Here is a 22,148-nt window from a genome sequence, read left to right as displayed (position 1 = left end):
GGATGGATGCGAATTTATACATTAACGGCGAATGGGTCCCTACCGAGAAACGGATTACGGTAGAAAATCCGGCGACTTTGGAAGCGGTTGGATCGGCCCCCTATGCGGGGAAAGAGGAAGCGCTGCTGGCGGTTGCGGCCGCAGAGGCCGCGTTGCCCGCCTGGAGAAGCAAAACCGCGAACGAACGGGCGGCGCTGATTCTGAAATGGCATCAGTTGATTATCGAGAACAAGGAAACGATCGCCCGCATCATGACGCTCGAACAAGGGAAGCCGTTGCAGGAAGCGCTCGGCGAAGTGATGTATGCGGCCAGCTTCCTGACCTGGTATGCGGAAGAGGCCAAACGAGTTTACGGCCAGACCGTACCCGCATCCGCGCCAAACAAACGCATTCTCGTGTTGAAGCAACCGGTAGGGGTCGTTGCCGCGATTACGCCCTGGAACTTTCCTGCCGCGATGATCACCCGCAAGGTAGGTCCGGCCATTGCTGCAGGCTGCACCGTGGTGATCAAGCCATCGGAGTATACGCCGCTTACGGCTTATAAACTGGCCGAGCTGGCGCATGAAGCGGGAATTCCTGCGGGAGTGCTGAATGTGGTTACGGGGAATGAGAAAGAGATCGGTGAAACGTGGATGGCCGATGAGCGCGTGCGCAAAGTCTCTTTCACAGGCTCCACCCGTGTCGGCAAATTGCTTATGCGGCAAGCCGCCGATACGGTTAAAAACATCTCCCTCGAGCTTGGCGGACATGCTCCGTATATTATAACGAAAAGCGCGAATCTTGACCTGGCTGTCAAGGAGTTCATCGCTCCCAAATTCCGCAACGCCGGGCAAACCTGTATTTGTCCGAACCGCGTTTACGTGCACGAATCGATTCGGGATCGTTTTGTGCAACAGCTGACGGATGAAGTGCGGAAATTAAAGGTGGGCAACGGGCTGGAGGAAGGGGTCAATATCGGTCCGCTCATCAACAAAGCCGCAGTGGAAAAAGTGCAAAACCATCTGCAGGACGCTCTGGACAAAGGGGCGAAGCTTGCAACCCCTTATGAACCGATAAGCGCCAAAGGCTATTTTGTGCCGCCGGTGGTGCTGACGGACGTCAGCGACGATATGCTCTGCATGCGCGAGGAAACGTTCGGTCCGGTCGTACCCGTTGTGACGTACCGAACGACCGAAGAAGTGATCGAACGCGCGAACAAGACTCGTTACGGGCTTGCAGCCTACGTTTTCTCGCAAGATATCCAGGAAGCGTTCGTCATTTCGGAAGGTCTGGAATACGGGATCGTCGGCTTGAACGACGGGCTGCCCGCGACGGCACAGGCGCCGTTCGGCGGGATGAAGGAAAGCGGAATTGGCCGTGAAGGCGGCCACTGGGGGATCGAGGAGTTTCTGGAAGTGAAATATATTTCGCTGAATTTAGGTTGAAATCTCGATCTCTGCGGATGTATTGAATACCGAACCGAGAGATTTGCGAAGTGTCGAATCATTTCGAATTGGATTCTAAGCAATAAATCCCGCTTGGTCGTTGAGGTCAAGCGGGATTTTTTAATGATTGGCCATTACAAAAGTTGTTGAAACAAGTCAATTTTATTTGAATTTATTGTTGACTATTGTTGTGTAACCGCTTAATATTAATAAAAAACAACATCATCACAATAAAAACAAACAAAAAAACACGATCAATGGACAACCATCATAAAGAGGGGGCGTGTATGTCAAAGGTCATCATGGTTGTATTAGACGGGTTGAAGTACGATGTTGCCGTTTCTTCCATGGGGTTTATGTACCACCTCATTGAGAAAGAAAAAGCGGCATTGTACAAAGTAAAGTCGGAAATGCCCAGCCTTTCGCGGCCGCTTTATGAGGTGCTGCTTACCGGAACGCCCGCTTGGATGAACGGCATTACGTCTAACCAGACGGTTCGGTTGAGCAGGCAAAAGAGCATATTTCACATATGCCGTGAACATGGCTTGCGAACCGCGGCTGCCGCTTATTTTTGGGTGAGCGAGCTGTACCAGCGGGCTCCTTTCGATTACTTGATGGATCGCGAGCAGCACGACGAATCGAAGCCGATTCAACATGGCAAGTTTTATTTCGATGACACCTATCCCGATTCTCACTTGTTCGCGGACGCGGAATATTTGCGCCGCACGTATGATCCGCACTTCCTGTACATTCATCCGATGAATATTGACGATACCGGTCACAAATTCACTTGCGATTCTGCGCAATATCGGAATCGGGCCATGGCCGCAGACAATATGTTGTCGCTTCTGGTGCCTAATTGGATGACTGAAGGGTACGAAATCATCGTCACTGCGGACCACGGTATGAACCGGGACGGCAACCATGGCGGGTCCGGGGACGATGAGCGTGACGTGCCGCTGTTTTGCATTGGAAATCGGTTTGAACCGGGATTCCATGACGTGGTTATTGCGCAGCTCGGCATGGCGCCGCTTGTGTGCGAGATGCTGGGAGTGCCGCCTTCGGATGTAATGGTACCGGTTCCAATAAAACATAACTTCAAATGAAAATGGGGGTATTGCAAAATGGCAAAAAAGAAACGCTTGTTCAGTCTGAAACCATTGCTGCTTGTCTGTCTGGTGATCGTTTTGGCGGCAATTATGGCGGCCTGCGGCAACAAATCCGCTGATTCAGGGCCGGATTCGGGCGGAGGCGCTTCCCAGACTGTCGGCGACTCCGGAGATGCCGGGTCGGAAGAAAAAATCCCGACGCTTGAAGAACTCATTCCGCTTGCTCAAGAAGAAGGCAAGGTCGTCAGTGTCGGGATGCCGGATTCGTGGGCGAACTGGGTGGAAACATGGGCCGATTTGAAAGAAAAGTACGGCCTGGATCACTCGGACACGGATATGGGCAGCGTTGACCAAATCAACAAATTTGACGCTGAGAAGAACAACCCGACGGCTGATATCGGTGACGTGGGAATAGCGTTCGGTCCGATGGCCGTTCAAAAAGGGGTAACCCAGCCGTTCAAAACGGAGTACTGGGACGAAATTCCCGATTGGGCGAAAGACAAAGACGGTCACTGGATCGTCGGTTATACCGGTTCCATCGCGTTCCTGTGCAACAAAACGATCGTACAACAATGCCCGAAAAGCTGGGCGGACATTGAAAACAACGGCGGGGCTTATCAGGTTTCCGTAGGTGACGTGTCAGGAGCGGCGCAGGCACAATATGCCGTATTGGCGGCCGCGTTTGCCTTCGGCGGGGATGAAGGAAACATTCAGCCTGGACTTGACTATTTCAAGCGTCTGGCCGAAAAAGGACTCATTTCGAAGGTTGACGTCACTGTGCCGCAAATCCAAAAAGGTGAAGTTACAGTCGCATTGCTCTGGGATTTTAACGCGCTTGGATACCGTGACCAGATCGGAGCGGACAAGTTCGAAGTCGCCATTCCTGAAGAAGGCAGCGTCACCAGCGGTTATGCGACGATCATCAACAAATGGGCTCCGCATCCGAATGCGGCGAAACTTGCCCGGACTTATATTTTGAGCGATGAAGGTCAGACCAATCTGGCCAAAGGATATGCCCGTCCGATTCGCTCTAGCGTTCAACTGCCGGCGGAGGTTAAAGAAAAACTGATTCCGGAAGAACAATACAAGAATACGCATACGATCAAAGATTACAGTGTATGGGAGAACACGGCGAAGGAGCTTAGCGCGCTATGGCAGGAAGAAGTGCAGCCCAAAATAAAGTAATGCTGTTGTTCGTGCTCGTTCCGTTTCTCGTTTGGATTATTGCATTTCTTCTGCTGCCCGGTGTCGGGATGCTGATTTCCAGTTTTCAAAAAGAAGGCGGTCAAGGGTTTACCCTTGACCAATATATTAAAGCGCTCAGTCACCCGCTTTATACCCGGGCGATCGTCAACAGCATCTTGCTATCGTTCGTTTCCAGCTTTGTCGGGTTGGTGGTGGCCTTGTTCGGCGCTTATTCATTCACGCGGTTTTCCGCAAAAGTAAGAGACAGCCTGCTCAACCTTTCCAATATTATGACGAATTTTGCCGGTGTGCCGCTTGCTTTTGCATTCATGATTTTGTACGGCACGAACGGCATGCTGACGCTGCTGCTGCGCGAAACGGGTTTGTCCTTTTTGACGTTCGATTTGTATTCATGGACGGGTCTCGGTATTGTCTACATCTACTTTCAAATTCCGCTTGCTATTCTGTTGATCTATCCTGCTTTATATGCGATCAAGGAAGAGTGGAAGGAAGCCGCTTCCCTGCTTGGAGCAGGCAACGCCCAGTTTTGGCGGCATATCGGCATTCCCGTTCTGCTGCCGAGCGTTGTCGGTACGTTCAGCATATTGTTTGCCAATGCAATGGGAGCTTATGCGACGGCCTATGCGCTTGTGCTTCGCAATTTCAACCTGCTTCCGATCCAGATCGGCAGTCTCGTGACCGGCGACGTATTTCCGCGGCAGGAACTCGCCAGCGCTTTGGCGATTATTCTCTTTTTGATTATGGTCGCGGCAACTTTGATCAATGAAAGAATGATCCGTTTGACCAGGAGGGGAAGCTGATGCAATCAAGCTCGGCTAACAAGCGGGCAAACGGCAAGGTGTGGCATACTTTTGTCGTCTTCATTTTGTTTGCGTACCTCTTTTTGCCCGTCATGGCGACGTTTCTGTTTTCAATCAGCACCGAGTGGCAAAACACCATTCTTCCGGAAGGCCTGACCTTGCAATGGTACGCAAAGCTGTTTACTGACGAACGGTTTTTGCTTGCGCTTGGAAGGTCATTTCTGGTGGCGATTCTGACGGTCGTTTCGTCTCTGGTCATCATGGTTCCGACGATTTTTGTAACGGCCGTATATTTTCCCCGATTGGAAAAAGTGCTGCAGACGATCGTGCTGCTTCCGTTCGCTTTGCCTGGGGTCGTTGCGGCGGTAGGACTGATCAAGTTGTATTCGTCCGGGCCGTTCGCGATTTCGGGCACCATTTGGATATTGCTCGGCATTTACTTTATCGTCATTTTGCCATATGTGTATCAAAGTATCCGGAACTCTTTACGCGCCATCAACGCGATTGAGCTTATGGAAGCGGCGGAGGTGCTCGGAGCAGGCAAGATGAAGGCCTTTCTTCGCGTTGTGGTACCGAATATCATTCCCGGCGTGCTCGTAGCCGGCCTGCTTTCGTTCTCCATTATTTTCGGAGAATTTGTTCTGGCGAACATGCTTGTCGGCGGCAGCTATGAAACGATTCAGGTGTATTTGTTCCGCATGCAGTCAACCGACGGGCACGCCTCCAGCGCAACCATCATTACCTTTTTTGCCTTGATTTTCGTCTTGTACGCCTTCGTGCTTAAGATCGGCAGCATGAAACCGCGGGTCCATGTGCCGACGGCAGGCGAAGAGGAGGAAGCCGCATGAGTTTTATAAAGATAGAAAACATCTCGAAGACATTCAACAAGCTGCAGGTGCTGAAAAATGTATCCCTGTCTATCGAGGAAGGGGAGTTCATTACGCTGCTTGGTCCGAGCGGGTGCGGAAAAAGCACGCTGCTCAGGGCGATCGCCGGCCTGAACGATATAGACAGCGGGACGATAACGGTGGGCGGACGCGACATAACGCATTTGCCTCCGAAAAAACGCAATGTTGGCATGGTGTTTCAATCTTATGCGCTGTTTCCGAACATGACCGTTTATGAAAACATCGCATTCGGTTTGAAGATGGAAGGGATGACAAAACAGGAGATTCGGCGGCGTGTGGAAGAGATGATCGGCCTGATCGATCTGAAAGGCAAAGAGAAGAACTATCCCAATCAACTATCGGGAGGACAGCAACAGCGTGTCGCGCTGGCCAGATCGCTTGTCAAACAACCGGCGGTTATGCTGCTTGACGAGCCTTTAAGCGCCCTTGACGCCAAAATCCGCAGAACGTTAAGAAATGAAATCAGACAGATTCAACGGCGTTTGAAAATGACGACGATCTTCGTCACGCATGACCAGGAAGAGGCGCTGACCGTTTCGGACCGCATTTTTGTGATGAATCAAGGGATGATTGAGCAGGAGGGCCGTCCGCACGAAATTTATACTTCTCCGAAAACGGAATTCGTTGCCAGATTTATCGGAAGCTACAACATCTGGAGCCGTGAAGATTTGGTGCGGGGAAAGTTTCAGGGAGTCCCGCAGGAGGGCGAATTGTTCGCGGTGCGTCCTGAAATTATCCGCATGGAATTCAATGCGAATAACGAGCAGACGCAGAAGCCGGATGATGATTGGATGACAACGACCGGGACGGTCATGCAATCATCCGTTTTGGGAAATATCGTGCGCTTCGAGGTGACCGCAGGCGGCGTGAATATTTGCATTGATACTTTGCACGACGGCATCGTACAGCACATTCAACCTGGCATGTTTGTTCGCATTTACGTGCCTAAAAAGGAATGCAAGGTGCTTCAACGCTCTTCATGAGAGGTGGAAGCGGGATGTCATTATCGTTTGAAGAGCGCAGGAAATACATTCTGGAGCAGTTAACTCGCGATGAACGGGTAAAAGTTGCGGAATTGGCGGAAAAATTCAGAGTTTCCACGGAAACGGTCAGACGGGATCTCGATCGGCTCGAAAAGGACGGGATACTTAAAAAAGTGTACGGCGGCGCGGTTAAGTCGCGGGCGGAAGGTTGGGAGCCGCCGTTCGTGTCCCGGGCGGAAATGCTTGCGAAAGAGAAAGAAACGATCGGCCGGTTAGCTGCCTCTCTTGTTAAGGACGGGGAAACGGTCATGATCGATCATGGTACGACGACTTTGGAGGTGTTGCGCTACCTTGGCGATCGAAAACATGTAACGGTAGTCACGCATTCCGTTCCTCTGCTCTTGCTTGCCATGGAAATGTTCGCCGGACGCATCATTTTTATCGGAGGAGAGGTTAGCCCCAGGCAGCAATCCGTTGCAGGCCCGATTGCTGAGGCGATGCTGAAGCAGCTCAAGGTTAACAAGGCGTTTATATCCGTTGGCGGAATATCGCTCAACGAAGGTATTACCGATTATGATTTGAATGAAGTCAGTATTTCCCGGTTAATGATCGAACGGGCCGAGGAAGTCGTCGTCCTGGCGGATCATACCAAGTTCGGCAAAATTACGTTTGCCAATATTGCGCCGCTCAAGGATGTCAGCATGATTATTACTGACGAGCAATGTCCCGAAGAGTGGATGAAGAAGCTCACTGAAAAAGGAATAGAGGTTCTCGTTCCGGTAAATTTGAATTGAATGGGGAACAAAACGTCCCTTATAGTCGGGACGTTTTTACTTTTATGCTATCGCTTCATTGACATTTGCCCGCACTAAAGATAAGATAGCGTTTAAACCACAACAAAATTCAAGAATCAACAAGAAAAGTAAAAAAACAAGAAAATCGAGGGTTGAAACCGAATGTCATTGTCCTTTGAAGAGCGAAAAAAGACGATTTTGGAACAGCTGGAACGAGACGAAAAAGTTCAAGTGATTTCGCTTGCCGAGCAATTAAACGTTTCGACAGAAACGATTCGCCGCGATTTGGACCGTCTGGAAAATGAAGGGAAACTAAAAAAGGTTTATGGCGGTGCGATTAAAACGCGATTGGAAGCTTGGGAGCCTCCGTTTATTCAAAGAACCGGCACAAACCGCAAGGAAAAGTCGGCCATCGGCAAGCTGGCGGCTTCTCTCGTAAAATCGGGCGAGACGATCATGATCGGCAACGGAACGACAGGTTTGGAGGTCATCCGCCATTTGAGCGGCCGGGACGACGTCATGATTGTCACCCATTTCATTCCGGCTATGCTGCTTGCCATGGAAATATTTAAAGGAAAAATTATTTTTGCGGGTGGCGAGGTCAACATGACCCGGCAATCTGCGACCGGCGTTTTGGCGGAGGCTGCGCTCAAGCAATTTAAAGTCAATAAAGCGTTTATTTCTGCAGGCGGCATCTCATTAGTTGACGGGATTACCGATTATGATCTGAACGAAGCGAGCATTTCCCGAACGATGATCGAACGCGCGGAGGAAGCGATCATATTGGCGGATCATTCCAAGCTCGGCAAGACGACATTTGCCAAAATCGCCGAAATTCATGAAGCTTCGATTATCATCACCGACAACAAATGCCCCGAAACATGGGCGAATCAGCTCAGGCAGAAGGGTATAGATCTGTTGATAGCGGATCAGGAGGGAAGCGAGTGAAGGTTGATTTTCATTTTCATCTGGAGGAAGGACCGTATTCCGCTTCCTGGCTTCACAGGACCGTGCTGGCGTTGGAGCGCACAACGCCGGATAGCGAGCTCTTGAACAGCCCATCTCATTCGATTGACTGGGCGAAGGAATTGTCGAAACGGCTTGCGGAAAGGTTGGAAACCGGATGTTTTAGTGACGATTGGCTACATCGATATTTTCATCAAGGGAAAGCAAAAGGTATCGAATATTTTGGTATCGTGGATCATCTTTACAGGTTTGAGGAATTTCGTTCCTATTATAATAAATACATGATTTTGGACGATTCCCCGTTAGGACGAATACAGCAATACTGGCTCGACCGGGTTTGCGTAAGTTCGATCGAACCGTTCATCTCCTTGGTGGAAAAGGCGAAGCGCGACGGCTTTCCGGTTTCGATCGGGGTTGAAGCCGACTACTTTCCGGGTGGAGAAGAAGAGCTGAAGGAGCTGCTGTCAAGTTACAAATTCGACTACGTGATTGGCTCCGTTCATTTTCTCGAAGGGTGGGGCTTCGATAACCCGGAAACGCAGGACTTGTTCAAGGAAAAAGATTTAACCGCGCTATACGCCATGTTGTTCGATTATGTCAAAGGTGCGGCGTCCAGCGGTTTGTTTCATATCATCGCTCATTTGGACAATTTGAAAGTGTTTAATTTCAGACCGGATGAGCGGAAGCTTGCGCCGATGTATGAGGATGTCGCGGCGACGCTTAAAAAAGCGGATGTGGCAACCGAAATCAATACAGGTCTCGCTTATCGCTATCCGGTAAAAGAGGCCTGTCCGAGCCGGACATTTTTACAAATTTTGCATAAGCATGGCGTTCCGATCACCCTCAGCTCCGACGCGCATTTTCCCGACGATATCGGGACCCAGTTGGATGAAGCGGTGCAGATGCTGTCCGATGCGGGGTACGAAGAAATCGTGTATTTCAAAGAGGGAAAAAGGATCGCCATACCCCTTCAGGATTGAGGCTTGCACCTTTATAGTTTAATATATATCCAAAAAAAGGAGAGCAAGCGATGACGATATTCGCCAGACCGCCCTGTTAATCGGTAACGTTCCGCTTTGCCCGGGCTCCCCCGGTTCCGGTTGTCCCGCATGATCAATCGGATTCCGGAGAGGAGTTGATATGTCGATCATGAGCAACTTGGCCAACATCCGCATACTGTTCGCGTTCCGGTTCTTCTCCAGCCTTATCCCGGCTTATGTGATCGAGAGGCTGTTTTGGGAGGAGCGGGGCATGACCATTCAGATGGTGGTGTATGCGGAGATCATTTACGCTCTGACGATCGTGCTGCTGGAAGTGCCGACCGGCATGATGGCCGACAGGTGGGGCCGCAAGCGGATGATGGTGGCAAGCGCCTTGCTCGGGTGCAGTGAATTTGTCATCCTGCTGTTCGCAACCGAGTTTTGGCATTTTGCCGTCGTCGTGTTTTTGGCGGGGATCGGCCGTTCGGCCAGCAGCGGAACGGAGAATGCGCTGCTTTACGATACATTGCAGCTGCAAGGAAAGGCGTCGTCGTTCGAGAAGCAGCTCGGTCGTCTGAACGCCTGCGACCTTGTTGCTGCCATTCTCGCCGCGCTCAGCGGCAGCTGGCTCGCCGCCCGGTTCGACCTGGAGCTGAACTATTGGCTGTCGTTCGGCAGCGCGCTGATCGCCCTGATGCTGTCGATGCTGCTTGTCGAACCGAAAGCGGCAGAAGGCGGAGAGGGCGCGGCGGCCGGCGATAAGATACCGTTCAAGCGGTATGTAACGGAGTCCCTCCGCTTTTTCCGCCAAAATCCGGACGTCCGCCTCGTCGTTCTCTCCGGCATGGTGACAGGCACGGCGATGGTCTACCTGTACGAATTTTGGCAGTTGTACGCGAACCGGCTGGAGGTGCCGGTCGTCTTCTTCGGCGCGCTGTCCACCGCTATCATGCTGTTGCAGTTGCCCGGCAGCCTGCTTGCGCATGCGCTGGCCGAGCGGATCGGCCGCAGAACGCTGCTCATCGGCATTACGGCCGTCTTCGTCATCGGCTTCGCATACGCCGCCGTTAGCCGCGACGTTGCCGGAATGGCGGCCATGCTCGTCGTCTGCCTGTTCTCCGGCGTCATGGAGCCGGTCGTCAGCGGCTATCTGCATCACCGGACCGGCTCGGCGACGCGGGCGACGATCGATTCGTTCCAATCGCTCGGAGCGAATCTGGTAAGCATGCTGGCCGGGCTCGGCTTCGGCCTTTTCTCGGCACGGTATGACGTATTCGGCGGCTATGGCTTCATTGCGCTGCTGTGCGGCATTTTTCTCGTCTGGTTAATCGCCGCGAGGCGCAGCATCGCACGCTAGACAACCGGAACGATTTCAGCAGGCCGGGGGCGGTACGGACCATCCGGGTCAGCAGCCGGATCGGCTTGCGATACTTTCGGTAATCGTAATCGGATCGGTCCGGCTTGAGGAAGGCGTCCGGCAGCTCCTCGGGCAGCATGTAGCTGTAGGAACGGCCGCGGCGTTCCCCGATAAACACCAGCGGCGAGTCGCCATATCGCCGGCGCCACTTTCTCGCTCCGAAAGGGGAAATGACGATCGTGAAGACCGGGTCGTAAATTTTGCCGCCGTACCGGAACAAAAACGGCAGATACACGTCTCCTCCGATCGTTCGGGGACGGGCGACGACGATATATTTGCCCCACCAGCGCGGGAAATCGATGCCGAAATCATATTTCAGATTATAATACCGGATCGGGCGCGATCTCGACGGTTTTGAAGGCTTGCAGTTCATAGAATCACGCACCTTTTTTCACCATCCTATGTTTCGCCCGGAAGAAGGGTGTGCAGCATCTTACGTATAATCGTCACCAGTCCGTCGGTGCGCTTCGCCTTCCGTGAAATCGTCACCGGTGTGCCCCGCCTTCAGCGCCCCCGTCTCCCGGCAGATTGCTTTGGCGAAAAGCCTGCAAAAGTGCAGGAATTTTGGCCTGAATTGCCGGACTATGGCGCGGAATCATGCGAAAATACAGTAATTTTTTGCCATTTTCGCTTTTCCGGCTTGAACGGGTCAAAAAAACTGTATAATCGCAGGAATTTTCACGTTTTGGTTATTTTACGCCCGAAAATACTGCACTTTTGCAGTTTTGTTCTCGAGAGCCCGCGCTGCGGTGCTCCCGTAGATCACGCGCCGCGGTGTTGCGCCGCGGTGTTCCCTTATAGCCCGCTCAAACCGGAACCGCCCTCCGGCGGCGGGTCGGCAGCGGGTTTCCGGATCTCTATCTCCTGGGGGTGCCTCGGATGGTTTCCGGATCTGTATCTCCTGGGGATGCCTCGGATGGTTTCCGGGTCTCTGTCTCCAGTGTGGCACGGACGGATCGGACCTAATTTTCTTTTCAAGCTTCGTTGCGGCCGCTGACAGTCTGGATAACGGATAAAACAACGGATTGTTGGCCATAATTCGCCCGCAGTCGTCACTACGGCCTTTTTTTGCCTTCTTGGCCGGTACGGACCGCCGATGCGGCGCAAAAAAACATGATACAATCGACAAGAGATTGTATAAATATGCATCGGTTAAGGGAGGCGGAGGGCGGATGCAGCCCGGTTTGCGTCCGAGGCTTATCTTCAGGAGAAGTACGGCGGTGCCGCCGGAACGGCAGCTTGGGCGAGAGGCCGTCATTGCGCTGATCGCGCACGGCTGCTTTCAATTGGGCGCTTCGATGTCAGGCTTGTTTCTGAACCTGTACTTATGGCGTTTGACGCAAGATCTGGTTGTGAACGGGATGTACAATATTGTGCTTTATCTTGTCACCCCGGCGGCGTTCGCCGCCGGAGGCTGGATTGCGAAGCGCAAGGACCGGATGTTTACGTACCGGCTCGGCATTTTCGCCATCGCCTTGTTCTATTTGCTCGTCGTCATCGCCCAAGGCAAAGTCGCGGAGTGGTATATCGGGTTCGCCGTATTCAACGGCGTCGCCGCCGGTTTTTACTGGACCGGATTTCTGGTGCTTTCGTACGATGTGTCGACAGAGACGAACCGGATCCGTTTTTTGGCGATCAATATGGTCGTGTTCAATTCAGCGGGCCTGATCGGACCGGCGCTGGCCGGTTCCATCATTCAGCGCAGCAGCGGATTGCAGGGCTACATTCTGATATTCGCCGTCGCCTCCGTCATGTTTCTGCTCGCCGCGCTGATCAGCTTGCGCATACCGGTTATCCGCTCCCATCACAAAGCGTATTATTTGCATATGATGGGATTGCTGATGCGCAAAAACCGGCTCTGGCTGCAGGGGCTGGCCGGCTTTTTCGTGCTCGGGGCGTTTCAGGGCATGATGCTGTTTTTGCCCAATATTATGTTGTTTCAGGCCGTCGGGCGGGAGGACTGGGTCGGCTATTTCGGCATGATGTTTTCGGGGCTGACGGTCGCGACCGGTTATGTCATTTCCCGCAAAGCAAGCAAGGAGCATGTCCGGCGCTATGTGCTGCTGTCCTCGACCGGCATCGCCGCCGGCGCCTTTTGCCTGCTGATCGACACCGCGCTATGGTCGGTGCTGCTGTTCATGGTCGTGTACTCGATCATGAATCCGCTTGCCGTCAATACGCTCACTTCCTACTACTATCGCCTGACGGGCAGGCTGCCGCTCAAAGGACAACTGCGCGTCGAAGCGGTCGTAATGAGGGAGCTTTTCCTGAACACCGGCCGGGTGCTGTCCATTGCGGCGCTGCTCGTCGGGGCGCCCGATCTTCAATCCGCCTGGCTGCCGGCTGTGTTGACGGTCGCGGCGCTGCTGCAGTATGCGCTTGTCTTTCTGCTCCGGGACGAACGCGAGGAGACGGCAGCGGCGGACCGGTAGCGCGGTTGACGGGAATCGAGCGCGCGCTGCTTCCCCGTATTGGCGTGAATCGTAAAGCAACGTTTCGCGATATTTCGAGAAAAAAACCTCCGGCAAGCCGCCTGATGGCGAGAGCTTCCGGAGGTTTGCCGTTTTATGGCTGCGGATTTTCTTCCTTCGGGATGAACTTGAAAATTTCGCCGGATTCCAGCGCATCGATCAGCCGCAGCAGCCAGCGGTAATATTGAAGCGCATCGCCGATTTTGGCGATGTCGCGCCTTACGATCGTGACGAGCTGGTCGTTCCCCTGCTCCAGTCCTTCCTGCTCCAGCTCTTTCATCTCGCAGAGCGATTTGTTCAGCGCATGCATGTTCGTTTCAACCGCCTTGCGCCATTTGATAGAGAAGTAATCGGCAAAGTTCTGGTACCAGTCCGTCGACGCCTCGTACAAATCTTTGCGGGAGCCCTTGCCCCAAACTTTATCGATCATTTTCAAATCCATGAGCGTTCGCATGCCCGTACTGATCGACGTTTTGCTCAATCCCATCGTCTCGCTCATTTCATCGAGCGTCACGGGAGCGCTGTTAAAATACATGTTCCCGTATAGATGGCCGATGGACAGCGTGATTCCGTACAAATCCATATTTTTTCCCACCGAGTCGATCACCCGGCGGCGCGCCTTTTGTATTTTGGCCATTTGCTCAACGGGTAATCCTTCAAGCTCCTTCATCTTGCTCTCCTCCTGCTGGAACAACCGATTACCTGTCCATTCCGACCGATGCTCAGCGGACAATTTAATGCTTTCTATTAAAATTCATTACAGCTTTCATAACCTTTCTGTATTGTAATCAAACCGGGCAAGAGATGTAAAGGAGGAGACCTGTGTGAAATTTTGCGTAAATCAGAGGATTCGGTACGTAAAGTACGTAAAGTAAAAACTGTACAAAATTATTCGGGGTATACCCGCTTTGACCCATCGGAAGCGCAATGGATACAATGGGAAAAAAAAGTAAGGGGGAGGGAATTGTGCCTATACTCGAAGTCCGTCAATTAACGAAAATATTCGGTCCCGACCCGAAAAAGGGGCTGCCGCTGCTGGAGCAAGGATGGTCCAAGGACCGAATTTTGAAGGAAGCCAAACTGACAGTCGGGGTTAACCGGGCGAGCTTCACGATTGAGCAGGGTGAAATTTTCGTCATTATGGGGCTGTCCGGGAGCGGCAAATCGACGCTTGTGCGGATGCTGAACCGGCTGATCGAGCCGACCGGCGGCGAGGTGCTGTTCCGGGGAACGGATGTGACGCGGATGACGCCGGCGGAGCTGCGTAATTTCCGGCGCAAAAACATTGGAATGGTGTTTCAGAAGTTCGCGTTGTTTCCCCACCGGACGGTCGTGCAGAACGTCGAATACGGCCTCGAGGTGCAGGGCGTCGACCGGGCAACGCGGCGCAGCATGGCGCTGGAATCGCTGAAACTCGTCGGGCTCGAAAACTGGGCGGACAGCTATCCCGCGCAACTGAGCGGAGGTATGCAGCAGCGGGTCGGCTTGGCCCGGGGGCTGGCGAACAATCCGGACATCCTGCTGATGGACGAAGCGTTCAGCGCGCTTGACCCGCTGATTCGCAAAGATATGCAGGACGAATTGCTGCAGCTCCAGGAAGGGATGAAGAAGACGATCGTCTTCATTACGCACGATCTGGACGAGGCGCTGCGCATCGGCGACCGGATCGCGCTCATGAAGGACGGAGAGATCGTGCAGATCGGCACGCCGGAAGAAATTTTGATGCAGCCGGCCAATCCTTACGTGGAACGGTTCGTCGAAGATGTGGATCTTTCCAAAGTGCTGACGGCCGCGCATGTTATGCGCAAGCCCGAAACGATTACGATCGAGCGCGGCGCCCGCGTCGCGCTGCGGATGATGCAGGAGAGAGGCGTATCGAGCCTCTACGTCGTCGACAAGAGCCAGCGGCTGCTTGGCGCCATAGCGGCGGAGGATGCGTCGCGGGCCGTGCAGGAAGGCTTGGCTCTCGAAGACATTATGCAGACCGATCTTGCGAAGGTGCCGCCCGATACGCTGCTGAACGACTTGTTCGAGAAGATGGCGGAAGCCAGGCTGCCCGTAGCCGTCACCGACGGAGACGGACGGCTGAAGGGCATCGTCATCAAAGGGTCGGTGCTTGCCGCCTTGGCCGGACAGTCGGCCGCAAAGGTGGGTGAGGCAGGGTGAACATACCGAAAATTCCGCTCGGCTCGTGGATCGAATCGCTGGAGAGATGGCTGGAAGCGAATCTGGGGGCCGTATTCGATCTGATCAAGACGGTGATCGGGGAGTCGGTCGGCCTGCTGGAGACGGTGCTGACGTCGGTGCCTTCCCTTGTCATCATCGTCGTCATCGCCGCGCTCAGCTGGCTGGTCGGCCGCTGGAAGCTGGCGCTGTTCGCCTTCGCCGGGCTATGGCTGATCGACAATCTCGGCTATTGGGATCATTCGATGCAGACGCTTGCGCTTGTCATTACGGCCGCGCTGCTGTCGATCGTCTTCGGCGTTCCGCTCGGCATATTGTGCGCGCGCAGTTCCGTCGTCCGCGGCGTCGTCATGCCGGTACTCGATTTCATGCAGACGATGCCGGCATTCGTCTACTTGCTGCCGGCCGTATCCTTCTTCTCGCTGGGCGTCGTGCCCGGCGTCATCGCGTCGGTCATTTTTGCCATACCGCCGACGATCCGGCTGACAAGCCTCGGCATCCGGCAAGTGCCGGAGGATCTGGTGGAGGCGGCCGACGCTTTCGGCTCGACGAGTACGCAGAAGCTGTTCAAGCTGCAGCTTCCGCTGGCCTTGCCGACTATTATGGCCGGCATCAATCAAACGATCATGCTGTCGCTTTCGATGGTCGTCATCGCCTCGATGATCGGCGCGCAGGGCGTCGGCGCGGACGTTTACCGGGCAGTGACGCAGGCGAAGATCGGCGTCGGCTTCGAGGCGGGAATCGCCATCGTCATTATGGCTATCCTGCTCGACCGGCTCACGCAGAATATCGTCCGCAACAATAAAAAGTCCGGGTAATCGGTCTGTCAACGTATAGGCCGATCCGGACCCTTAATTTCGGGAGGTTATCATGATAATGAAGAAACAGCGGAAATCGGTCGGACGGAAACGGTGGCTGGCGACGTTGGCGCTGGCGGTATTCGGCGCCGTCGCAATCGCGGGATGCTCATCATCCGGAGGCGCACAGAGCAAAACGTTGAAGCTGGCCTATGTCGCCTGGGATTCCGAAATCGCGAGCACGAACGTCGTCAAGGAAGTGCTGGAATCGAAGCTCGGCTATACGGTCGAAATGATGCAGGTCGATGCCGGGCCGATGTGGACGGGTATCGCCGACGGCAGCGCCGACGCCATGGTGGCCGGCTGGCTGCCGACGACGCACCAGTCGTACCTGGAGCAATATGGCGACCGGGTGGACGATCTCGGTCCGAATCTGAACGGAACGAAGACGGGATTGGTCGTGCCGTCCTATATGGATATTTCCTCGATCGAAGATTTGAAGGACCCGGAAGTGGCCAAATCGCTGGGCGGCAAAATTATCGGCATCGAGCCGGGAGCCGGCATTATGATGTCTACCGACAAAGCGCTGGACGAGTACGGGCTGCGGGATCACCTTTCGCTGCTCGAAAGTTCTTCGGCCGCCATGGCGCAAGAGCTGACGAAAGCGTACGAGGAGCAGCGCCCGATCGTCGTAACCGGGTGGACGCCGCACTGGAAATTCGCCAAAATGGATCTGAAATATCTGGAAGACCCGAAGAAAGTGTACGGCGGGGATGAGCAGATCCATACGATCGTACGCCAGGGGCTGAAGGACGATCATCCGGACGCTTACGAGCTGCTCGACCGGTTCGAATGGACGCCCGATGATATGGCCGAGGTCATGGTAAAAATACAGGAAGGCCAATCGCCGGAAGAAGCGGCCAAGGAATGGGTTGCGGCCAATGAGGATCTGGTCAACCAATGGACCGAAGGCTTGACGGCCGAATAACGGAAATGGCCGGCCGATCGGCTGGCTCTGGATGAAAGCCGGGACGTGTCATCGCGGATGAGCGTCCCGGCTTTTTTGTGCCGGGATACGGGTGGCGGATGAAGCCTCTTTCAAAAAAATTGTCCGTTTTATGACTAAAAATTGAACGATTTATGAACAAATCCGACAAATTTGTGGTATAGTATAGAAAGAAAGCATTTCCACAAGGAGTGATCGGGATGACGACAAAGACAGCGACAATTCAACGGGCAGGGGAGAGCAACGGGCGAAACGTCTTGCCGCTTGTGCGTTGGATGACCGCGGCCGCCTGGGTGGCGCTGATCGGCGGGTTGCTAATCAGTCTGTTCAACCTGAACAACTTCAGCGATACCAATACGGCATTGATGGTCGGGATCGGTTTTATGGTCGGCAGCGTCCATATTTACGTCATCCGCACCGCCATTCATCTGGTGCATTCGCGTGCGGCGCAATCCGGAGAGGACAACACCGGCAATTGACATCCGCCTCTCCTTGGTAGCTTATATGAAAAGCGCGAATCCCTTTCGGGTAAACCCGAAAGGGGTTTTTTGTACTCTGATGCCGGCCGCGGAAAGGGAGAGGCGCGGGCATGTAGGGCCCTGCAAGTGCGCTATCGGCTGCGGGAGAAAGCTTCCCGTCATTCCCTGGCAAAGCGGTTGGCAAGCAGCAGCCTGAGAAACGACAGCGCAATCATGGCGCCGACCCAGGCCCAGGCGAGCCGCAAGTCGCCGCCTTCGACTGCGATATAGATCGCGGTCGGGATCGTCTGGGTTTTGCCGGGAATGTTGCCGGCGATCATCAGCGTAGCGCCGAATTCGCCCAATCCCCGCGCAAAACCGAGAATATACCCGGCGGTCAGCGCCCGCGCCGCAAGCGGAGCCGTGATGTAGCGGAAAGAAGTGAACGAAGGAATCCGCAAGGCGGGCTACCAGCCTTCCTGGAAATAGGAGCGGGCGGCTGTTTAGGTCTCCTTGGTAATACTTTCTTCTCTCGCTAGACTGGCGATATCACAGTAGTTATTGTAGTGATGAAAAACCTCCCAGATCGCCTGAAGGCAGCGTGTCTGGGAGGTATTTGCATTATTGAATATTGTATTGAACATTAACCTTCTTCTCAGTTACGGGACTGCGATAACTCAGATGAAGAGTATTTCCTTCTCTTTTCTCCAGCTTCAAGAGCGTAGAAACGAAATAAGGATCGCTTGCATCATTTATGCTTTCCCAATATTCTTGTTCTTCTTTGGTCAGTAACTTTCTGTAGAGAACTTCGCTTGATTTGTCGTTTAGATCAATATAGACAAGCTGCAAATTACGGGCTGGTCTTACGAGTGCAAATTTAGGATCGACATATTCAGCTATAAAAGTGCCGGTCTCTCCGGTTATCGTATTCAGATCGTATTCTTCAGAAAGGCGGCCCTGACGGTCAATCAATTGCAATACGTTCCCGTCGAACAAATATTGCTGATCCGACTCAACTTTTTGGAAATCCGCGATAGCGTAATTGCCCGAATAAGTATAATAAGATTTTTTGATTACCTGGCCATCCTTCACTAAAAACTGATAACGGTTATGGAAAATGGTCATGTGTGAACCATGTTCATCATCGACCGTCAATAGCAATGATTGATCCTCGAAATAGTGCGTTTTTATGCTTCCCTGCTCCAGCGGTTTTACATTGGCTCCAGCCAGTTCACGTATCTTTCCGTTTTGCGAGAAGTACACTTTCCCGCTATCGAATGATACCCAATAATCAGCTCTTGCATCGGAGTAATGGGCGAATGTCTTATCGTTCACCGTAATTACATTCGATTTCTTGTCCCATTTGATATCTGCCGCTGTAGCCGTCACGATGAAGCGAAGCGGAACATAGGTCGTTCCATTTCGTACGAACGGTATATCCGAATTCGTCTTTCGGACACCGTTTATCACGACATCAGAGCGGTTCAATGAAAGGATGATTTCTGTTTCCGGTCGGGTTAATGCAACAGTACGCGAAGCAGCTTCATACTTAACTTGAAATCCCATATTTTCTGACAAAGATCGAAGTGGCAGGTACGTGCGATTATTTCGGATGATGACATCTTTTGATAATGAAATCTGCTTATCATTCAAAATGACTCGAACTGACTCCGCAGAGGCAGCGGAAGCGTAGAAAGGCATCACCAAAAAAGTGATCAGTAATAAGAAGCCGGCGTTTCGGCAGAATTTCATTACGTTCCCTCCTTGTATGCTAAGAGCAGCTCCTGATATAGGGGTTGCTCTTATAATTTTTGTACTTTGAAAACTGAATGTTGTTGTCCCGGTGGGGGACGCAGCCCAAGCGAAGAGCGGGAGCGGCCCAAAGGGACGAAAACAGGTGTTTACGATCTTGGGCTGTCTTTGGGAAAATGCCAGTAGGTGCTACCGACGGGAATGTTCCTTTCCCCCCCTGTAGACTCGAATTTCGGGTTCTTCCAGCTAAAGAGTGTTCCCTTGGCCTCTTCCGTATTTTCCTACACGCTGACTGTATCCCGCGCGTCACCATCCCTTCCGCATTGCAGAGGAAGGTTTGTGCACCGATGGGCCGCGGTGTATACCAATAGCTCGCAAGGCTGTAAGCGGAGAGCTTTCCCAAGGACATCCCAGGACCGTAGCGCCCAGTCCACAGCAAAGGAGGTGATTTCCATGTCCCACATCTTGTTTGTCGGGATCGATGTTAGCAGCAAGAATAACGTCGTCTGTTGCCTTCCCGAAGGTGACACCGCCAAATCGATAAGCCGATTCACCGTGCCCAATGACGAGCCCGGCGTGCTTGCTCTCCAAGAGCGGATTCTTGCACTCATGCAGAAGCATCATCTCACTCACATCCGCTTCGGCCTTGAGGCGACCGGCTGTTACTCCAGCCATCTCGCCCGATACCTGGAGAGCGTGCTGAGCTTCGCGCCGCATGAGCACAGCGTCTATGTGTTCAACCCCAGTCTCATCAAAGCGTTCAAGAAGACCCACTTCCTTGACGCCCCGAAAAACGACAGGGTAGACGCCTGGTTCATCGCCGCGAAGCTCCGATCCGGTCATCTACCCCGTGCCTTCACGTGGAGCGAACCCATCTGCTCTGCAGCGCCTCTGTCGGACTCGTTTCCACGTTATACAGACTTTGACACGGGAGACCAATTTCCTGCTGACCAACTTGTTCCTGAAGTTCAGCAGCTATTCGGTCGGGCCGTTCGGCAAGAAAACGTCGGCGACGAGCCTTGCGGTGATGGAGCACTTCGCCAGCGTCGAGACTCTCATCGACATGCCGGTGGAGGACCTCGTGGCGTTCGTTGCCCGGTGCGGCAAAAACCGCTTTGAGAACCCGCAGGAAGTTGCGCAGGCACTGCAGAAAGCCGCCCGCTCTTCCTACCGCTTGCCCCAGGCGATGGCCGATGCCGTGAACCTGGCGATGGCGTCCAACATCCGAGTCATCCGCTCGCTTCAGGAACAGGCCAAGTCCTTGCAGAAGGCCATTGAAGAACATCTGGCTACGATTCCGCAGACGCTGACGTCTGTGCCCGGAATCGGCCCGCTCTTCGCTGCCGGCCTCATCTCAGAGATTGGAGACATCCAGCGCTTTCCGAATCAAAAGGCGCTTGCCAAGTACGCAGGCCTCGCTTGGACGGAAAGCCAATCCGGCGATTTCAAAGGCGTTGAATCCCGGCTTATTAAATCCGGCAATCGCTATCTGAAGTATTACTTCACCGAAGCCGCAAAGAGTGTCCAGGTGCACGACACTGTGTTTGCGCAGTACTTCAGCCTCAAAGCGGCCGAGCCGGCCAAATATGCCGAAAAACGTGCCCTTGCGCTTACAGCTCGTAAACTAGTGCGGTTGGTCGATTATCTGCTTCGAACCAACCGACTTTACGAACCCAGAGAGGTGATCCGACAACACCGATGACATAGGTCATACTACGAAACCACCTATTTCCTAGATCATTAGGAAATATCTGAAAATCTAGGTAGGGCAGGTTTAGTTTGGGTTTGCCTCTTTTCGGGTCACCCCCTGGAAAGCGTGCGGTTCATTCAAATTCGTTCATTTTAAGGGCTTGACATCGTACCGCTGCTCTTAAAATTTTGTTTATGTTACCCTACTCTGTTAGGACTAGAGTGATTCTGAATAGCTAATATACTGAGGTACTATCTTGATACATTGATTGTCACAGTATTTCCGCTTATTGTAACAGTTGCATAATCCTCGGCACTTTTCACTGGTGTATACGCAGTACCATCAACTTGTATGTTGGAAAATTTAGCGTAGTTTTTACCGTAAGTACTGCCTTCAGTTCCAGCGACTGTAGCCACTAATTTCCAATAGGAGAGAGTCCCGACGTTAGTTCCCCCTGCTTCGATTATGGAAGTGAGATAGGTTTGAGTTGGGTTGTTACAGTAAGAGTCCGCACAATGAGCATAACCCATTACTTTAAGCCTGATGGCTTTTGAAATAGTTGAGTCAGTATAGTTTTTCCATAATACATAGGAAATGGTAGTGCCGGGCTTGTATCCATTACGTGTCGTTGCACCACTATATCCATCTTTGAATGTACCGTGATAATTTGTTCCACCACTATATACTAGCATATTAGGCCTCCAGCGCCCAATACCAGTTGTTGATGTAGTGTAACTGAGTCCAGCATCTACAGCTTGGCCAGAAGCTGCAAGGAACCCAGCATAAGTTTTACCAGCTTGATCTGCGGTACCGGATAGTTGTGCGTCTGTTCCAAGCAAGATGTCAGTTGTTAACATACTTCCTGAAAGCGCTTGTGATATAGTTGCACGACCTCCAATCCCGTCAGGAATACTGTTCAATGTCGCATCAGTCGAGTTTTGAATCTGATTTGCATCTGCTTTTGATGCTTCCAATACAGAAATAGTTAATGTCGGATCCTGACCAGGGACTTCTTCAAATGAGTACTGAATTTCATCTGCAATATCCATATAAGTATAATTAAGAGCTGAACTTTCAGTAGCGATATTTTTAGAAGCCTTGATCTCATTCTTTGCAACATTGATCCTATTCAGGACAAAGTCGATTTTACTTTGCTGAACATGATCGTTGCCAGTTAGATTCACCCTGAATTTCGAAAGTACA

20 protein-coding genes and 2 pseudogenes are annotated in these 22,148 nt (G+C 52.7%); 17 read left to right on the top strand and 5 right to left on the bottom strand.

Features of this window, described 5'->3' with window-relative positions:
• Positions 1 to 2: 2 nt before the first annotated feature.
• The 10 genes from ABEV74_RS09315 (at position 3) to ABEV74_RS09270 (ending at position 10,527) form a co-directional block, all read left to right on the top strand.
• The gene (locus ABEV74_RS09315; RefSeq protein ID WP_430145400.1) at positions 3 to 1,424 is read left to right on the top strand and encodes an NAD-dependent succinate-semialdehyde dehydrogenase; all 1,422 of its coding nucleotides are present in this window, start codon (positions 3 to 5) and stop codon (positions 1,422 to 1,424) included.
• 287 nt (positions 1,425 to 1,711) lie between these two features.
• On the top strand, positions 1,712 to 2,530 hold the full coding sequence (locus ABEV74_RS09310; RefSeq protein ID WP_430145396.1) for an alkaline phosphatase family protein: 819 nt from the start codon (positions 1,712 to 1,714) through the stop codon (positions 2,528 to 2,530).
• An 18-nt stretch (positions 2,531 to 2,548) separates the two neighbouring features.
• Complete coding sequence (locus ABEV74_RS09305) at positions 2,549 to 3,718, top strand: extracellular solute-binding protein (RefSeq protein WP_430145394.1); 1,170 nt, start codon at positions 2,549 to 2,551, stop codon at positions 3,716 to 3,718.
• Positions 3,685 to 4,539, top strand: coding sequence for an ABC transporter permease (locus ABEV74_RS09300; RefSeq protein ID WP_430145391.1), 855 nt, complete (start codon positions 3,685 to 3,687; stop codon positions 4,537 to 4,539). Before ABEV74_RS09305 ends, ABEV74_RS09300 begins: the two co-directional genes overlap by 34 nt.
• Positions 4,539 to 5,387, top strand: a complete 849-nt coding sequence (locus ABEV74_RS09295; protein WP_430145389.1) for an ABC transporter permease — start codon at positions 4,539 to 4,541, stop codon at positions 5,385 to 5,387. The genes ABEV74_RS09300 and ABEV74_RS09295 overlap by 1 nt, the downstream gene beginning before the upstream one ends.
• On the top strand, positions 5,384 to 6,430 hold the full coding sequence (locus tag ABEV74_RS09290) for an ABC transporter ATP-binding protein (protein WP_430145387.1): 1,047 nt from the start codon (positions 5,384 to 5,386) through the stop codon (positions 6,428 to 6,430). The genes ABEV74_RS09295 and ABEV74_RS09290 overlap by 4 nt, the downstream gene beginning before the upstream one ends.
• Positions 6,431 to 6,444: 14 nt before the next feature.
• Complete coding sequence (locus ABEV74_RS09285; protein WP_430145384.1) at positions 6,445 to 7,224, top strand: DeoR/GlpR family DNA-binding transcription regulator; 780 nt, start codon at positions 6,445 to 6,447, stop codon at positions 7,222 to 7,224.
• A 162-nt stretch (positions 7,225 to 7,386) separates the two neighbouring features.
• A complete protein-coding gene (locus ABEV74_RS09280) occupies positions 7,387 to 8,172 on the top strand; it encodes a DeoR/GlpR family DNA-binding transcription regulator (RefSeq protein WP_430145382.1) in 786 nt (261 codons plus the stop codon).
• Positions 8,169 to 9,170 (top strand): histidinol-phosphatase HisJ family protein, encoded by a 1,002-nt coding sequence (locus ABEV74_RS09275; RefSeq protein ID WP_430145380.1) that lies wholly within the window; start codon positions 8,169 to 8,171, stop codon positions 9,168 to 9,170. Before ABEV74_RS09280 ends, ABEV74_RS09275 begins: the two co-directional genes overlap by 4 nt.
• A gap of 169 nt (positions 9,171 to 9,339) precedes the next feature.
• On the top strand, positions 9,340 to 10,527 hold the full coding sequence (locus ABEV74_RS09270) for an MFS transporter (protein ID WP_430145378.1): 1,188 nt from the start codon (positions 9,340 to 9,342) through the stop codon (positions 10,525 to 10,527).
• Here the strand turns inward: ABEV74_RS09270 and ABEV74_RS09265 are convergent.
• Complete coding sequence (locus ABEV74_RS09265; protein WP_430145375.1) at positions 10,460 to 10,972, bottom strand: hypothetical protein; 513 nt, start codon at positions 10,970 to 10,972, stop codon at positions 10,460 to 10,462. The two genes, ABEV74_RS09270 and ABEV74_RS09265, sit on opposite strands and share 68 nt — an antisense overlap.
• A gap of 787 nt (positions 10,973 to 11,759) precedes the next feature.
• Between ABEV74_RS09265 and ABEV74_RS09260 the strand changes: the two genes are divergently transcribed.
• The gene (locus ABEV74_RS09260) at positions 11,760 to 13,019 is read left to right on the top strand and encodes an MFS transporter (protein WP_430145372.1); all 1,260 of its coding nucleotides are present in this window, start codon (positions 11,760 to 11,762) and stop codon (positions 13,017 to 13,019) included.
• Between the two features lie 133 nt (positions 13,020 to 13,152).
• Here the strand turns inward: ABEV74_RS09260 and ABEV74_RS09255 are convergent, their stop codons facing one another.
• Positions 13,153 to 13,728, bottom strand: coding sequence for a GbsR/MarR family transcriptional regulator (locus tag ABEV74_RS09255; RefSeq protein WP_430145369.1), 576 nt, complete (start codon positions 13,726 to 13,728; stop codon positions 13,153 to 13,155).
• A 296-nt stretch (positions 13,729 to 14,024) separates the two neighbouring features.
• On the opposite strand from ABEV74_RS09255, the gene ABEV74_RS09250 reads away from it, so the two are divergent.
• From ABEV74_RS09250 to ABEV74_RS09235, 4 genes are all read left to right on the top strand, one after another.
• Positions 14,025 to 15,224: a quaternary amine ABC transporter ATP-binding protein gene (locus ABEV74_RS09250; protein WP_062490956.1), complete on the top strand. Its 1,200-nt coding sequence runs from the start codon at positions 14,025 to 14,027 to the stop codon at positions 15,222 to 15,224.
• On the top strand, positions 15,221 to 16,060 hold the full coding sequence (locus ABEV74_RS09245; RefSeq protein ID WP_062490958.1) for an ABC transporter permease: 840 nt from the start codon (positions 15,221 to 15,223) through the stop codon (positions 16,058 to 16,060). The genes ABEV74_RS09250 and ABEV74_RS09245 overlap by 4 nt, the downstream gene beginning before the upstream one ends.
• Before the next feature lie 58 nt (positions 16,061 to 16,118).
• Positions 16,119 to 17,027 carry a glycine betaine ABC transporter substrate-binding protein gene (locus ABEV74_RS09240; RefSeq protein ID WP_430145366.1) on the top strand — a complete coding sequence of 303 codons (909 nt, stop codon included), beginning with the start codon at positions 16,119 to 16,121 and terminating at the stop codon, positions 17,025 to 17,027.
• 218 nt (positions 17,028 to 17,245) lie between these two features.
• Positions 17,246 to 17,524, top strand: a complete 279-nt coding sequence (locus ABEV74_RS09235; RefSeq protein WP_430145364.1) for a hypothetical protein — start codon at positions 17,246 to 17,248, stop codon at positions 17,522 to 17,524.
• A gap of 158 nt (positions 17,525 to 17,682) precedes the next feature.
• Here ABEV74_RS09235 and ABEV74_RS09230 read toward each other — a convergent pair.
• Both ABEV74_RS09230 and ABEV74_RS09225 read right to left on the bottom strand, forming a co-directional pair.
• Positions 17,683 to 17,940: pseudogene (locus ABEV74_RS09230) on the bottom strand (molybdate ABC transporter permease subunit); the annotation flags it as partial.
• Between the two features lie 184 nt (positions 17,941 to 18,124).
• Positions 18,125 to 19,255 (bottom strand): stalk domain-containing protein, encoded by a 1,131-nt coding sequence (locus tag ABEV74_RS09225; protein ID WP_430145363.1) that lies wholly within the window; start codon positions 19,253 to 19,255, stop codon positions 18,125 to 18,127.
• A 201-nt stretch (positions 19,256 to 19,456) separates the two neighbouring features.
• Here ABEV74_RS09225 and ABEV74_RS09220 point away from each other — a divergent pair.
• Positions 19,457 to 20,056, top strand: a pseudogene (locus ABEV74_RS09220) (IS110 family transposase); the annotation flags it as partial.
• A gap of 49 nt (positions 20,057 to 20,105) precedes the next feature.
• Positions 20,106 to 20,957 carry an IS110 family RNA-guided transposase gene (locus ABEV74_RS09215; RefSeq protein ID WP_430145360.1) on the top strand — a complete coding sequence of 284 codons (852 nt, stop codon included), beginning with the start codon at positions 20,106 to 20,108 and terminating at the stop codon, positions 20,955 to 20,957.
• 239 nt (positions 20,958 to 21,196) lie between these two features.
• On the opposite strand, the gene ABEV74_RS09210 is transcribed toward ABEV74_RS09215, so the two are convergent.
• The coding region (locus tag ABEV74_RS09210) for a YrpD family protein (RefSeq protein WP_430145357.1) at positions 21,197 to 22,148 on the bottom strand (952 nt) is incomplete at its 5' end.

It is taken from the genome of Paenibacillus cisolokensis, from assembly GCF_050481165.1.
Classification (GTDB): domain Bacteria; phylum Bacillota; class Bacilli; order Paenibacillales; family Paenibacillaceae; genus Paenibacillus_AH; species Paenibacillus_AH cisolokensis.
The sequence above is the reverse complement of the archived record's forward strand: the minus strand, read 5'-3'. Positions and strand labels throughout refer to the sequence as shown.

Bases quoted from the DNA above. Each gene is read 5' to 3' on its own strand.
- ABEV74_RS09260 (WP_430145372.1), top strand. From the start codon at position 11,760: ATGCAGCCCGGTTTGCGTCCGAGGCTTATCTTCAGGAGAAGTACGGCG.
- ABEV74_RS09300 (WP_430145391.1), top strand. From the start codon at position 3,685: ATGGCAGGAAGAAGTGCAGCCCAAAATAAAGTAATGCTGTTGTTCGTG.
- ABEV74_RS09290 (WP_430145387.1), top strand. From the start codon at position 5,384: ATGAGTTTTATAAAGATAGAAAACATCTCGAAGACATTCAACAAGCTG.
- ABEV74_RS09225 (WP_430145363.1), bottom strand. From the start codon at position 19,255: ATGAAATTCTGCCGAAACGCCGGCTTCTTATTACTGATCACTTTTTTG.
- ABEV74_RS09285 (WP_430145384.1), top strand. From the start codon at position 6,445: ATGTCATTATCGTTTGAAGAGCGCAGGAAATACATTCTGGAGCAGTTA.
- ABEV74_RS09235 (WP_430145364.1), top strand. From the start codon at position 17,246: ATGACGACAAAGACAGCGACAATTCAACGGGCAGGGGAGAGCAACGGG.
- ABEV74_RS09280 (WP_430145382.1), top strand. From the start codon at position 7,387: ATGTCATTGTCCTTTGAAGAGCGAAAAAAGACGATTTTGGAACAGCTG.
- ABEV74_RS09270 (WP_430145378.1), top strand. From the start codon at position 9,340: ATGAGCAACTTGGCCAACATCCGCATACTGTTCGCGTTCCGGTTCTTC.
- ABEV74_RS09255 (WP_430145369.1), bottom strand. From the start codon at position 13,728: ATGAAGGAGCTTGAAGGATTACCCGTTGAGCAAATGGCCAAAATACAA.
- ABEV74_RS09295 (WP_430145389.1), top strand. From the start codon at position 4,539: ATGCAATCAAGCTCGGCTAACAAGCGGGCAAACGGCAAGGTGTGGCAT.
- ABEV74_RS09315 (WP_430145400.1), top strand. From the start codon at position 3: ATGGATGCGAATTTATACATTAACGGCGAATGGGTCCCTACCGAGAAA.
- ABEV74_RS09310 (WP_430145396.1), top strand. From the start codon at position 1,712: ATGTCAAAGGTCATCATGGTTGTATTAGACGGGTTGAAGTACGATGTT.
- ABEV74_RS09240 (WP_430145366.1), top strand. From the start codon at position 16,119: ATGAAGAAACAGCGGAAATCGGTCGGACGGAAACGGTGGCTGGCGACG.
- ABEV74_RS09305 (WP_430145394.1), top strand. From the start codon at position 2,549: ATGGCAAAAAAGAAACGCTTGTTCAGTCTGAAACCATTGCTGCTTGTC.